General features: G+C 35.3%; 6 protein-coding genes. 5 read left to right on the forward strand and 1 reads right to left on the reverse strand.

What is annotated here, in order from left to right:
* The first annotated feature begins 1 nt into the window (after window position 1).
* The 4 genes from QZV68_RS02945 to QZV68_RS02960 are packed head-to-tail and all read left to right on the forward strand — an operon-like array spanning window position 2 to window position 2,705.
* Window positions 2-787: an SAM-dependent methyltransferase HcgC family protein gene (locus QZV68_RS02945; RefSeq protein WP_296878428.1), complete on the forward strand. Its 786-nt coding sequence runs from the start codon at window positions 2-4 to the stop codon at window positions 785-787.
* Window positions 788-1,486, forward strand: coding sequence for a Nif3-like dinuclear metal center hexameric protein (locus QZV68_RS02950; RefSeq protein WP_296878430.1), 699 nt, complete (start codon window positions 788-790; stop codon window positions 1,484-1,486).
* Window positions 1,483-2,133, forward strand: coding sequence for a hypothetical protein (locus QZV68_RS02955; protein WP_296878432.1), 651 nt, complete (start codon window positions 1,483-1,485; stop codon window positions 2,131-2,133). The genes QZV68_RS02950 and QZV68_RS02955 overlap by 4 nt, the downstream gene beginning before the upstream one ends.
* The gene (locus QZV68_RS02960) at window positions 2,130-2,705 is read left to right on the forward strand and encodes a FeGP cofactor biosynthesis protein HcgF family protein (RefSeq protein ID WP_296878435.1); all 576 of its coding nucleotides are present in this window, start codon (window positions 2,130-2,132) and stop codon (window positions 2,703-2,705) included. Before QZV68_RS02955 ends, QZV68_RS02960 begins: the two co-directional genes overlap by 4 nt.
* Before the next feature lie 67 nt (window positions 2,706-2,772).
* Here QZV68_RS02960 and QZV68_RS02965 read toward each other — a convergent pair whose 3' ends face one another.
* Window positions 2,773-3,222: a hypothetical protein gene (locus QZV68_RS02965; protein WP_296878437.1), complete on the reverse strand. Its 450-nt coding sequence runs from the start codon at window positions 3,220-3,222 to the stop codon at window positions 2,773-2,775.
* A gap of 297 nt (window positions 3,223-3,519) precedes the next feature.
* On the opposite strand from QZV68_RS02965, the gene QZV68_RS02970 reads away from it, so the two are divergent.
* Window positions 3,520-16,071 (forward strand): non-ribosomal peptide synthetase, encoded by a 12,552-nt coding sequence (locus QZV68_RS02970; RefSeq protein WP_296878439.1) that lies wholly within the window; start codon window positions 3,520-3,522, stop codon window positions 16,069-16,071.
* Window positions 16,072-16,093 lie beyond the last annotated feature (22 nt).

The raw sequence follows: 16,093 nt of genomic DNA on the forward strand, positions 1-16,093 counted from the left end.
CATGGATATCGATACTGGAATAACATCTGAAGTACTTACAATTAAATCTGAAACCAAACTAATTGATATATTTAATGAAATTATTTCAAAAAAGTCAGAAGCTGTTTTCAACTACATTGAAAGTTTAAATTTTTCCTTAGATGCCAAAATAATTGTTATCGGAACATATTTTACAGGAGTAGGAATTGTTAAAAAATTAAGCAAAAAATATGAAAACATATTATTGATTGATATCTATCCTCATTTGGAAGGCTTGCTTTATACAGATGTTGGAGGTGAGCTAAAAAACAATGTTGATTTTTCATCCGACCTCGATTTAATCTATTCCGGAGATGTTGTAATTGACACAACAGGTTTTGGTGGCATCAATGTTGAGCAGTCCTCAAAATTTGATGTTGATGCATTCATAATAGAAGATCCGATTGCTGAAGACAATGATATCCTTTTGAAGGATAAAAACAACATTGACGAAAGATTAAGTGCAGTCAAATCCCCAAATAAGGCAATAATAAAAACCGAAGGTATAAATACGAAAACATCCGGAACAATGACATTGACAATAGGCCTTTTGACAAAAGTTTTGAACAGATGCCTTGAAAAGGAAGGTACTCTATATAGCGCATGTGAAATGGGCTTTTTTGAAGAGGTCATTTTTAAAGAAAAAGATATTGATAAATTTATTGAACTTGCAAATGCAAATGCCCTGAAGGTGTCCACAATCAGACCGTTCAATTGCGATGACATCATCAGTGAAGAGCTGAATAAAATTACCTCAAGAATGATTTAAATGAAACTTAAAGAAATAATTGACTTTTTGGAAGAGAAAATTCCTAAATCCTTGGCTTTGGAAAATGATGAAATCGGATTTAAAAAAGATTATGATTTATCACTGAATATTGAATTAATTAAGCTCTATATGGATTTACTGCCCGAAGATGATGATAACAGCGAAAATACTTTGATAATAACCCATCATTCACCATTATTCATTCCAAAAACACCGACTTACACAATACATTCAAATTGGGATATAACAGATGGCGGTGCAAATGATGCATTGGCAAAAGCACTAGATTTGGAGGTTATTAGTTATTTTGATGACAATACAAATATCGGAAGAATCTGTAAAACAAATCAGAAGTTCATTGAACTGCAAAATAATATTTTAAACAATTTCAACCATGTGCGAATCGTAAATAGCTTAGATGATGAAAAGACAATAGGAAAAGTTGGAATCGTATCCGGTTTTGGTTTAAAAAACCCAGATTATATAAAATTAGCCAAAGCAAAAAATTTAGATATTTTAATATCAGGAGACATGACGCAGGAAACTGCAATTCTTGCCAAAAATTTAAAAATTACATTGATTGACCTAACCCACCATGAAAGCGAAGTTCCGGGATTGTATGCTCTTGAAGACCTCTTAAAAGAACTTGATATTAATACTGAAGTTATCGACAAAAACCCTATAGAAGTGATAAAATGACAAATGACGAAATCAAAAAAATGGAAGACAGACAAGTCCCTCACGGCAGGATTGACTTAATTGGATGCGGAAGATTAGGTTTGAGAATTGGAATAAACCTAATGCAGGTTCACAGAGGTGGGCCAAGAACAATAGGTGCTTTTGACGGTCAGAAAGTAGATGGAGGAGATGTAATTTTTACACTTCTTGGAGCTGAAATAGGTCAAAACAAACCTGATTTCATTAAACAGCTATGCACCCACAAAAAAGAATTCAGAGAAGTTTTAAGCTATCCGGAATATATTACAGAGGAAAATACAGATTTGATTGAGGGAGATGTTGTAATCATTGTCATCGCTGGCGGAAATACCATACCTACCGCAGCCAAAATAATAAAGCATGCACATGAAAGAGGGGCGAAGACCATTGGAACAGCAGGAATATTCGGATATGGAAATGAAAATATTGAAATCAAAGACATTTCAGAATATGATGACACCAATCCCGCTGTTGAAGAGTTAAGAAAACAGGGAATAACAGAAAATCATTTGCTTTTAACAACAAACAAATTCATAAGAGATGGAGAACCTATAACACCATATACTTTAGATGAAGTTGCAAATACCATTACAATGAATGCATTGAAGTTATTGGATGATAAACTATGATCAAAATAGCAACAGCAGAATGTTTTACACAAGGCAAAATTGGAAGGGAACTGCATGCACTGGCTCAAAGTTATGAAGGAATCTTTGGATTAGAATACATTGAAAACATAGAAGAATATGGTGATTTCGATTATAATGACCTTAGCGTAACCTGCAGCTTATTTATTCCAACAATTGAAGCCATGGAAAAGGTATTGAATGTTGAAAATCCCCCAAAACCAGATAAGCTAATCAAAGGCATAAAGGTTTATGATGAAGCAGGAGATAAGGCCGTGAGTAAAATTATGGCAAAAGCTGTAAAGGAATTGAGCGGTTGTGACATAGCCATTGGAACAACAGCAGGCATTGGACATGGTGGAATATCAATAATAACAGACAACTACGAAATTACGACAACAACAGATATTTATGCAGATTTATGTGAAAAGGACAGCGAAAAATTATTTCAGCGTAGCGAAAATGGAATTGAAAAAACATTAGAAATACTATTGCTGCTTCTAAATAACAAGTTTAACCAGATAAAATCTTTTAAAAATGTAGAAATAAAAAAATTAGAAAAATTTAATATTTAGGGATTTGAACTGAATATTTCAGCAGATAAATATTCTAAACAGAAAAAAATAAAAAAATGGTAAAACTCTATACCATTACCTGACCGATAATATCTTCACTAACAGCAGTAATTTTAACTATTTTACCGTCCTGCAAGTATTCAAACTTATATTTGTTCTTACCATCATCCATATCCTTAATCAGGAATCCATCTTTGCCGGCGATATTTTTCTTATCACCGCCAGGATTGATTGAATCAATTTTCTGATTGTTTTTTGAACCTACCTGAATTTCCAATTCATCGCCAGCGGCATTACTATATTCGGAAGTTTTTTCACTATCAACAGCTGTGCCGTCAATATCTTCTACATCATTAGAATCACTTACATCTGTTTCTTTTTCAATAGAACTGTATCCATCAGGAATTTTGAATTTAATGCCTTCTAAAGTTAATTCTTCAGTTGCACTAATGGCAGCCACTGTAGAAACAACTACGACCAAGAACAATGCAAGAACTAATACTTTTTTCTTATCCAAAATTTTCACCCCCTTGCATTTATATTAATATATAACCTGAAAATTATATTTATAATTATTTAATTTTCAAAAAAATATATAGTTTTATCTATTTTTTTATTTTTATATAGCAATAATTTTGTATTTTAACTGAATATTTTTTATCATTTCCACAACTTTGGATAAAACGTATAATGCTTATTTCAATTTCCAACATTAAATTAATTTTATTTTCGATTTTTAATTAAAATAAATGAAATAGCATACCATTTATTTAACTCAAAAGACACATATTCTTTAAATGATGAAAGGGATAATATGGTCGACAGAAATATAAATTATAACAGATATTTTTTAAGGCAAATCAATGATTTTGACGAATCTACAATGCTTAATCCCGATTTAACAGGTAATGAAAAAATTAAATTAAATAAAAATGAATTAAAAATAAAAAATAATAAAATTAAAGAATTTTGCAAAGAAAATTCAATTAGCGAAAATATACTTTTTTTAGCAAGCACATTAACAACTTTGAATAAATTTAATTTCTCCAATAAAAATCTAATTTTCCATGAAAACAATATAATCTTTACAACAAAATTTGAAAACAGGAAAATAACAATTAGAGACTACCTAATTCAAATCCAAAACGATTATCTGGAAAATTTAAAATATTGCGAATTTTCAACTGATAAAATAATTGATGAATATGACTTAAAGACCGAATTCTATTATGCCTTCAATAAAGACCTAAATCTCAATTCATTCAAACGCGAATATAATTTTTACCTGAACATTCAAAAAACAGCCGAAGAGTTCGTATTATCCTCCCATTACAATGACCAGTTATACTCCAATGAATACATCAATCTCTTCTTGAAAAGCATCGCCACAATCATAAACCAAATTCTGTCAATCGACACTTCAAAATCAACCTTATCAGACATCACACTTATTAAAAAAGAAGAAAGCAAGGAATTTAAGGAAGTGGAAATTCCATTCATCCACAAGCGCTTTGAAAAGCAAGTTGAAGCAAATCCTGACCACACAGCACTCATATCAAACGGCGAAAGATTAACCTACAGCGAAATTAATAAAAAATCCAACAAAATCGCCAATGCACTTATCAAAAAGGGTGTAAAACCTAAAAGCAATGTTTTGGTAATGCTTCCAAGAAACAGCAATTTGATTGCATCAATTATGGGTATTCTAAAAGCAGGTTGCACCTACATTCCGATTGATCCGTCATATCCAAAAGAAAGAATAGAATACATTTACAAAAACAGCAAAGCGGATTACATAATTACCGACCGTGATTTAGAAGATTCAATCAATATCAGTGAATTACTCAAAGAAGAAAACAGCGAAAACCCTGACGTTAACATCAAACCTGACGATTTAGCTTATGTCATTTATACATCAGGTTCTACTGGAAATCCTAAAGGAGTGATGGGAAGCCATAAAAATATCACAAGTGTGTTTTCAAAAGATGAAAACAATGAAATCTATAATGAATACGTGAAAATGAACAGGAATCTTGGAATTTCTACAGTATCATTTGTTGCATTTTTAGTCGATTTCATGAGCCTTACATTTGGAACCACATTAATACTTGCCAATGACAATGAAATAGAAAACATAGAATCATTGACCCGACTGATAGAAAGTGAAAAACCTGATGCCATTACTTTTACAACTCCCTCACGTCTTAAACAATCTCTGGAGTATGAATCATTCACAAAAGAGCTTTCATCAATAAACTACATCACCATTGGTGGAGAAATGGTGACAATGGATGTCCTATCCAAATTACCATGTGATAAAACAAATGTTTATATTGGTTATGGGTCTACAGAAACCACAGGATTTGCAACATTGGAAAAAATAACCAATCCAAACAATGATTTGACTATTGGAAAATCCGTTCATAATGCAATATCCGATGTTAGAGACATTGACGGGAAAATAGTGCCTCAGGGAGTGATGGGTGAACTCTATATCGGGGGAAACGGAATTGCAAAAGGATATTATAACTTAGATGACGAGTCAAATGAATCATTCCTAACCATAAACAGAATACCATACTATAAAACCGGAGATTATGCAATAGAAACCCCCGACGGCAAAATTGAATTAAAAGGAAGAATAGACAATCAAATCAAACTCAGGGGATTGAGAATAGAAATCAGAGAAGTAGAATCAAACATTTCAAAATATCCAAATATAAATGAAAACATCGTTGTGATTAAAAAAATCAACAACGAAGACCATCTGTGCACATACTTCACCTCCGAAAAGAAGATCAACTCCAATGAACTAAAAGAATTCTTAAAAGAAAGATTAACAAAATATATGATTCCAACTGTGTTTATGCAACTGGACGAACTGCCAAAAACACCAAATGGAAAAATAAGCATCAGAGAACTTCCAAAACCAAAACTTAATTTGGAATTGGTTCCGCCGCAGAGTGAAACGGAAAAAACATTATTCAAAATAGCTTCATCCATTTCAGAAATCACCGAATTCGGTGTAACTGACGATTTATATGCAATCGGATTTACCTCATTAACATTCATGAAACTTAATGCCGCAATCTATAATGAAACAGGCATTAATTTAAACATTTCAAAATTAATCGACAATCCAACAATCAAAAACATTGCAAATCAAATTGAAAATACAAAATCCGGCGATTTAGATAAGATTATGGAGGATGCTAAAAACGCAATGTATATTCCATTGACCGCAAATCAATTGGGAGTATACTACGAATGCGCTCAAAAACCCGACGAACCGCAGTACAACCTTCCAAGTCTAATCAAATTTGACAAAACTGTTGATGGTGAAATATTAAGAGAGGCAATCATCAAAACTATCGATGCCTACCCTTACCTTAAAACCAGAATCGTCATGCATGGTGACCAGCTAATGCATAAGCGTGATGATTCAATAGCAATCGATGACATACCGATTGTTGAAGTGCCATCCATCAGCGATGAGGAAATTCAAAAACTCAATACCGAAAGATTCGACCTGTTAGGAGGCCAACTGTTCAGAGCAAAAATTTATGTAACTGATGATGAAATCATATTGTTCTTTGACATTCATCACCTGATAACAGACGGTGAATCCATCGACAGACTATTCAGAAACTTTGCTTATGCTTATGAAGGCAAAGAGATTGAAAGTGAAATTTTTGACGGATATGTCAATGCATTGCTTGAAGCGGAAAATGAAAACAGTGCGGAATACATAGCTTCTGAAAGATATTTCCATGAGCTACTGACACAGGAAGTTGACTCAACAGTTCTGACACCTGATTTAAATGGAAATGAAGAAGAGGGTGAATTGGTGTCAATATCCAAAAATATCAATCCAAAGCTGATTAGAGAATTCTGTGCCAATGAAAGAATAAGTCCTAACGTATTATTCATGGCAAGTACCGTATTGAACCTGAACAAGTACACATTTTCAGACAAATCCTTAATAACAACCATATTCAATGGCAGATCAAGCCCAAATTACTTCAATACACAGGGCTTTTTAGTCAAAACATTGCCTTTGCTGTCCATCAATGAAGATAGAGACATTACCGTTAAGCAGTTTTTAACTCAAATTGATGGAATATGGAAAGAAACAATACAGCATGCAGATTATCCGTATATTAAAATTGCCGAAGAGTTTCAACTAAAACCTGAATTCATGTACACCTACAATAATCGTGATGAGCAGGTTATCACCGTAAACGGTAATGAATATCCGTATATTCATTTAGAAACCCAACAGACAGATTATAAAGTCACTTTTGACATTAATGAAAGTAAAGACAATATTGAATTATCCATACTGTACAACAATCAGCTATACAGTGAAAAATACATTAAAGTATTCCTGAACAGTGTTTTGAGCATTATAACTCAGTTCATTAATGACGATACCGGAAATTTAAGTATCAGTGAAATTGAACTGAACAGGAATTATGAAATACCTGAATTCACTCCTGTGGAAAATCCGTTTATCCACAAGCGCTTTGAAAAGCAAGTTGAATCAAATCCTAAAGGAATTGCACTTGTTGCAGAAGATGCCACATTAACCAATGAGGAACTTAATCAAAAGGCAAACAAAATTGCAAACGCATTAATCAAAAAAGGAGTCAAGCCAAAAAGCAATGTCCTTGTAATGCTTCACAGAAACAGCGATTTAATAGCATCAATATTAGGTATACTGAAAGCAGGAAGCACATACATTCCAATAGACCTTGAATATCCTCAGGACAGAATCAATTATATTTATGAAAACAGTCAGGCGGACTACATCATTTCCGAAGAGGATAAAGAAAACGCCTTAAATATCAAGGAACTTCTCAAGGAAACAAATACCAAAACTCCTGATGTTGAAATCACGCCGGATGACTTGGCCTATATGATTTACACCTCAGGTTCAACCGGAAATCCGAAAGGAGTAATGATTTCACATGAAAACATCTGTAATGAAGTGGAAAACCCAAAATCACAATATGAAAGCTTACTATGTATTGCAACAATTTCTTTCGATGTGGCAATGGATGATATTTTCGTAGCGCTTGCAAACGGAATAAAACTCATATTTGCAAACGATTCACAAATCAAAATCATTCCTGAATTGACTAAACTAATAAATGAACATAAACCGGAAGTTGCTGAGTTCACACCATCCAGACTGGCATCACATCTTGAAGTGGATGAATTCTGTGAAGCAATACGCTGCCTTAAATGTTTATTCCTTGGAGGAGAGCAGTTTTCAACCAAAGTATACGAGAACTTCAGAAAACACTCTGATGCAATCGTATACAACAGTTACGGACCAACAGAAACCACAATTACATCAAACAACAAGGAAGTCACAGATGTCAACGACATAACAGTCGGATATCCACTATACAACTACGTCACAGACGTGCGTGATATCGATGGAAAACTCCTGCCTTACGGAGTAATGGGAGAGCTATACATTGGAGGCGTTGGTGTAGGTAAAGGATACTACAACATGCCGGATAAAACCGAAGAAGTGTTCCTGACCATCAATAACATCCCATACTACAGAAGCGGAGACTATGCAATCTCAAGGCCGGACGGTGAAATAGAACTCCTTGGAAGAATCGACAATCAAATCAAATTAAGGGGATTGAGGATAGAAATTGGAGAAATCGAGTCCAACATTAACAGATTCCCTTCTGTAAAACAGGCTGTTGTCGTAATCAGGGAAATCAACAATAACGATCATTTATGTGCATATTATACTGCTGACGATGAAATTGATACATTCGAATTAAAAGACTTCCTTAAAGACAAGTTAACCAAGTATATGATACCTACTGCATATATGCAGCTTGATGAAATGCCACAAACACCAAACGGAAAGACAGACATAAAAGCATTGCCTAAACCGAAATTGGACCTGGAATATGTGGAAGCTGAAAACGAAACCGAACAAATACTCTTCAAAATCGCATCAGAGCTTGTAAATACTAATAAGTTCGGTGTAACAGATGACTTATATGCAATCGGATTTACATCACTGATATTGATGAAATTCAACTCATTAATCTATACAGAAACAGGAGTTAATATAGACATTTCACAATTATTCGACGATCCAACCATCAGAAAGCTCGCATTGCAAATAAAAGAGGGCTACGACAGGCTAGATTTAGAAGAATTTACCAAATTAGCAGACAAACTGGAATACTTCCCATTAACTGACAATCAGTTGGGAGTATACTATGAATGCATGCAAAGTCCAGATGAAATAAAATACACGATGCCAACAGTCTTAAGACTTGACAGTACAGTAGATGCAGAAAAATTGAAAAAATCCATAATCAAAGCCGTGGAAGCCCACCCATACATCAAAACCAGAATCATAACCACAGATGACGGTTCACTGAAACAATATAAAAACAATGAAGCCGACATAGACGAAATCGAAATCGTTAAAGTCGATTCAATAACAGACGATGAAATCATCAAAAATGACGTGAAAGCGTTTAATTTTGGTGATGAACAATTATTCAGATTCAAGATATACGAAACAGCCTGTGAAACAGTACTGTTTAGTGACTTCCACCACATTATAACAGACGGTGAGTCACAAATCAACTTCTTTACAGATGTTGCAAACGAATATGAAAACAAAGACATGTCAGAAGAGATTGTAGACGGCTATATATACAGCCTCATTGAAGATGATGCTAAAAACAGTGAAATATACGAAAAATCCAAGGAATTCTTTGATGAAAAGCTCTCACAGGATATCGAATCAACAGTTCTCACACCAAACCTTAATGGAAACCCGGATGAGGGTGAACTGAAAACTGTCATCCAAAAAATCAATCCGAAAAACATTAAGGAGTTCTGTAATGATTATTCATTGAGTCAAAATGCGTTGTTTCTGTCTGCACTCGCATTGACATTGAATAAGTTCACATTCAGCGATAAGACACTGATAACAACAATCTTCAATGGAAGGTCCAACCCATATTATTACAATACACAAGGATTTCTTGTTAAAACACTTCCATTAATATTCCGCAGCAAAAACAGAAAAGCTACTATAAAAGAATTCATCAGAGGCATTGATGAAATATGGAAAGAAACAATAAAGCATAGTGGATACCCATATACTACCCTTGCTGAAGAATACCAATTAAAACCAGAATTTTTCTTCTCATATCAGGAATTCCTTAAATCGGAAGAAGTAACAATAAACGACAAGGCTTATGAAGGATATGAATTAAGTTCTGATGACATTTCAGCAACTGCATATAAAATTAATTTAGATATTTTCGCATATGAAGACAACATCAAATTCAAATTAGATTATAACGACCAGTTGTATAGTAAAGATTACATCCAAAAATTCCTTGATTCACTTAAACTTGTCTTAAACCAATTCATTAAAAGTGACATTGACAAGTTAATGATTAATGAAATAGAACTGGAAAGTGAATCAGAATTAGTTGAATTTACTCCTGTAAAAAACCCATTAATCCATAAACGCTTTGAAAAACAAGTTGAAAGCATACCTGACGAAATTGCACTGGTTTCAAATGAAGAAAAATACACTTACAGAAAATTGAATGAATTAAGTAACAGGGTTGCCAACGCCTTGATTAAACGTGGAGTTGAGCCAAGAAATAATGTTTTAGTAATGCTTCCAAGAAACAGCGATATGATAGCAGCAATACTCGGTGTCTTAAAAGCAGGATGCGCATACATCCCAATAGATCTGGAATATCCTAAGGAAAGGATTGATTACATCTATGAAAACAGTCAGTCAGACTACATCATATCCAATGAAACTTATGACAACTCATTAGACATCAAAGAACTGCTTGAAGAGGAAAACATCAAAAATCCGGATGTTGAAATTACACCGAATGACTTAGCGTATATGATTTACACATCAGGATCAACCGGAAATCCAAAAGGAGTAATGATATCACACAAAAACATTTGTAACCAAGTTCAAAATCCAAAATCACAATACGAAAGCCTGCTCTGTCTTGCAACAGTATCATTCGATGTATCTGTAGACGACATGCTAACATCCCTTTCAAACGGACTGAAACTTATTCTTGCAAGTGACACTCAAATCAAAAACATTCCAAAATTAATAGAGCTAATCGAAAGCGAAAAACCGGAAGTATCCGAAATTACACCTTCAAGACTTGCATCATATCTGGAAGTGCCTGAATTTTGCGAAGTAATCGGCTGCTTAAAATGCCTATTCCTCGGAGGAGAGCAGTTCTCAACCAATGTATATGAAAACTTCAGAAAACACTCTGATGCAATCGTATACAACAGTTACGGACCAACAGAAACTACAATTACCTCAAATAATAAGGAAATCACCGATGTTAATGATATAACTGTAGGTTTGCCATTAGAGAACTATATAACTGATGTGCGCGATATTGACGGTAAACTCTTGCCGCAGGGAGTAATGGGAGAACTGTACATCGGAGGCGTCAGCGTAGGTAAAGGATATTACAACATGCCGGACAAAACCGAAGAGGTATTCATGACCATCAACAACATTCCGTACTACAGAAGCGGAGACTACGCAATAGAAAAACCGAACGCTGAAATCGACATCAAAGGAAGAATAGACAATCAAATCAAACTCAGAGGATTGAGAATAGAAATCGGAGAAATTGAAGCTAACATTACCCGATTCCCTAAAATTAAAAATACTGCTGTTGTAATCAAAAAAATCAACAACAGCGAACATCTATGCGCTTACTTTACTGGAGAGGAAGATATCGACATTAATCTCCTTAAACGTTACCTGCAAAACAAGCTGACCAAATATATGGTTCCAACAGTTTTCATGCAGATTGATGAAATGCCTCAAACACCGAACGGTAAAACAGACATCAAGGCATTGCCTGAACCTTCATTGGCGCTTAATTTTGTTGAACCTGAGACAGAAACCGAGAAAAAGATATTCAAGCTCGTTTCATCACTTACAAGTGCAGATGAATTCGGTATTACAGACGACTTGTACGCTTTAGGATTCACATCACTAACGCTGATGAAATTAAATTCAATGATTTACAACGTGACTGACGTAAACATTGAGATAACAGATTTATTCAACAATCCGACAATCCAAAGCCTTGCAGATAAGGTTGACAACAACATAGACACCCAGATTGACATTCCAGAAATCATCAAGACTGCAGAAACAATGGATCTGTTCCCGCTGACATCCAACCAGTTAGGAATCTACTATGAATGTAAGCAAACCGAAGAAATCAAGTACACAATTCCTTCCTGCATACGCTTTGGCAGTGATATTGACGCATACAGACTTAAACAGGCAATAATAGATACTGTTGAAGCGCATCCATATCTTAAAACAAGAATAATTACCACCCCCAATGGTGAATTGAGACAGAAAAGATGTGACGATGCTGAAATTGATGAAATTGAAATCGTGGAAATTGACTCCATTTCAAATAAAGAGATGATGGATAAAGACGTCCAATTCATTCCGATTGAAGATAATCAGCTGTTCAGATTCAAGATTTACAAGACTCCAGATGAAACAGTGCTTTTCACAGATATTCACCACATCATAACTGATGGAGTATCACAGGACCTTCTTTTCAAAGACATGCTGCAGGCTTACAATCATGAAGAAATCGATAAAGAAACTGTAGACGGATATGCTTATAGCCTAATTGAAGCTGAACTCGGCGAAAATGAAGTTTCAAAAGAGTATTACAAAAAGAGGTTTGCTCAAGGATTCGAATCCACCGTACTTACTCCAAACATAAACGGAAATCCGGATGAAGGCAAAATCAAACTTATCGGCGACAGAATCGACTCCCACTTCGTAAGACACTTCTGTCAAGACCATTCCATAAGTCCAAATGTTCTCTTCATGAGCGCTACAATCCTAGCACTTAACAAGTTTACATTCTCCGACAAGGCACTGATAACTACAATCTTCAACGGAAGATCCAACTCCAACTACTACAATACTCAGGGAATGCTTGTAAAAACACTCCCAATCATGGTAGGCAGCGAAAACAGGTCAATGATGGTTGAAGACTTCATCAAAGTGGTCGACAAATCATGGAAAGATGCGCTGGTACACAGCAACTACCCCTACACCACACTTTCCGAGGAATATCAATTGAAACCGGAATTCTTCTATGCATATCACGGAGCGTTTGAAACCGATAGTTTGGAAATGGGAGGAAATAAATACGCCATGGAAGAGCTTGACGGAACCGTGGCAACAGACTACAAGCTCAATTTAGACATTTATGATGATGGAGACGACATTGGAATTTTAATTGAGTACAATGACCAAATCTATACTAAAGACTATGCCAAAGACTTTTTAAACGCAATAAAATACATATTGGTTCAATTCTTCGTAAACGATATGGACAAATTAAGAATTGAAGATATTGAGCTTGCAACCAACATGATTCCAGTTGAATTTGAAGAAGTAATCAATCCATTCCTCCACAAGCGTTTCGAAGCGCAAGCGAAAGAAAAACCTGATGAAATCGCACTTGTTGCAACTGACAAAATACTGTCATATGATGAGCTCAACAAAAAGTCAAACCGCATAGCAAATGCGCTTATCAAAAAAGGTGTGAAACCTAGAAGCAACATATTGATAATGCTTCCCCGTAACAGTGACCTGATTGCTTCAATAATCGGTGTATTAAAAGCAGGTTGTGCCTTCATACCACTCGATTTAAAGTTCCCTAAAGAAAGGATTGACTACGATGGCCTTGACCTAAATTCACTATCCGTTAAAGAATTGCTTGAAGAGAACAATACAGACAACACAAATATTGAACTTGATCCTGATGATTTGGCATACATGATTTACACATCAGGTTCAACAGGAAATCCTAAAGGAGTGATGATTTCACACGAAAACATCTGTAACGAAGTGGAAAACCCAAAAGCACAATACAAAAGCATATTATGCATTACAACAATTGCCTTTGACGTTGCTATGGAGGACATATTTACATCACTTACACATGGAATCAAACTGGTATTTGCAAACGATTCACAAATCAAAAACATACCTGAACTAACAGAACTAATCAAGGAACACAAACCAGAAGTAGCTGACTTTACACCATCCAGAATGGCTTCACACCTCGAAGCGGATGAATTCTGTGAAGCAATAAGCTGCCTGAAATGCCTATTCCTTGGAGGAGAGCAGTTCTCAACCAAAGTATATGAAAACTTCAAAAAACACTCCGACGCTGTTGTATACAATGGTTACGGACCAACAGAAACCACAATCACATCAAACATTAAAGAAGTCACAGATGTCAATGACATAACCGTCGGATACCCAATGTACAACTATATAACTGACGTGCGCGATATTGACGGGAAACTCCTGCCTTACGGAGTAATGGGAGAGCTATACATTGGAGGAGTCGGTGTAGGAAAAGGATACTACAATATGCCGGACAAAACCGAAGAAGTATTCATGACCATTAATGATATCCCATACTACAGAAGCGGAGACTATGCAATCTCAAGACCGGACGGTGAAATAGAACTTTACGGAAGAATCGACAATCAAATCAAACTCAGAGGACTGAGAATAGAAATCGGAGAAATCGAATCCAACATATCCAACTTCCCAAAAATAAAACAGGGCATTGTCGTAATCAAGAAAATCAGAAACAACGAGCATCTGTGCGCATACTTCACCTCAGAAGAGGAAATCGACAAGGATGCACTCAAGGAATACCTAAGCGAAAGACTTACACAGTACATGGTTCCGACCGTTTTCATGCAGATTGAAGAGATGCCGCAAACTCCTAACGGAAAAACAGATGTAAAAGCATTGCCTGAACCTAAACTTGAACTTACATACGTCCCTCCTAAAAACAAGCTCGAGCAAACAATCTGTGCAATATACTCCTCCATCCTCGACATAGAAATCGTCGGTGCAGAGGATAACTTCTTTGAAATAGGAGGAACATCACTTATCGCATCAAAACTAATCATTGAATTACTTAAACAGGATTATGACGTGAAATATGACGATGTTTTCAGAAACCAAACTCCAAGAAAACTGGCAAGCTTCCTTTCAGGAGATGAAATCTCAGATGACCTGAACGTTGAAATCATTGAAAACTATGACTATACCAAAATCAACAAGCTTCTTGAGAAAAACACCTTTGAAAACTTTGCAAAAGGTACAAACCAAGAGTTGGGTAACGTACTGCTTACTGGAGTAACCGGTTTCCTAGGTATCCACGTATTATATGAATACATCAAAAATGAAGAGGGAACAATCTACTGTATGCTAAGAAAAGACCAGTTCGATACCTGCGAAGAGCATTTAATAGATTTGATGAACCACTACTTCGATGAGGACTTAACTGACCTTATCGGATCAAGGATAATCCTAAGCGAAGGAGACATAACAAATCTGGATGACTTCAAGAAGCTTGAAGACTATCCAATTGATACAATAATCAATTGTGCAGCCATAGTAAAACACTATACACACGATGACTACATTTTCAGAGTTAATGTCGATGGAGTAATCAACGGACTTGAATTCGCTGATGTAAACGACATCACATATGTTCAGATATCCACAGTCAGCGTATTGAACGAATATACAGAAGATGCAGACATTAATGATGTGCACTGCGATGAAAAGACACTGTACTGGGGACAAGACCTGTCCAACAAATACCTGAAGAGTAAGTTTTTAGCAGAAAGAATGGTACTTGAAAAGGCATTAAACGGCCTTAATGTAAAAATAATAAGGGTAGGAAACCTTATGGGGCGTCAAAGTGATGGAACATTCCAGAAAAACTTTGATACGAATGCATTCCTAAACACTATAAGAGCCATTAAAAACATCAAGGCAACTATGCCTGCCTTATCTCAAGAAATTACTGAATTAAGCCCAATCGATTATGTGGCAAAGGCAACACTTGAACTTGCAAAAGCACCGAAAGAAAATACAGTATTCCATGCCTTCAGCGATAAGGCGATACCACTCAGAGACATAATTAATGTTCTCAACTCATTCGGATTCGGCATTGAAGAAGTCACACCTGAGGAGTTCAGAAAAATCTATGAAAAGAACATGGACGAAAACATTCAAGGAATGATTACTGCTGAGTTAAACATTGATGACTTTGCTGAAGACAATAAAGAAACAGAAGATGTTGAAAGTGATGTCTACGAAATTGTAATGAAGGAGCAAACATTGGAAATCCTTAAAACATTTGGATTCAGCTGGCCTGAATGCGACAAAGAGTATCTTACAAGAATAATCAGACATCTGGTTGAAGTGAATTATTTTGATTAGAAAAAATCGTTGAAGTAATTTT

The sequence above is a fragment of the uncultured Methanobrevibacter sp. genome, from assembly GCF_902801725.1.
GTDB lineage: Archaea > Methanobacteriota > Methanobacteria > Methanobacteriales > Methanobacteriaceae > Methanocatella.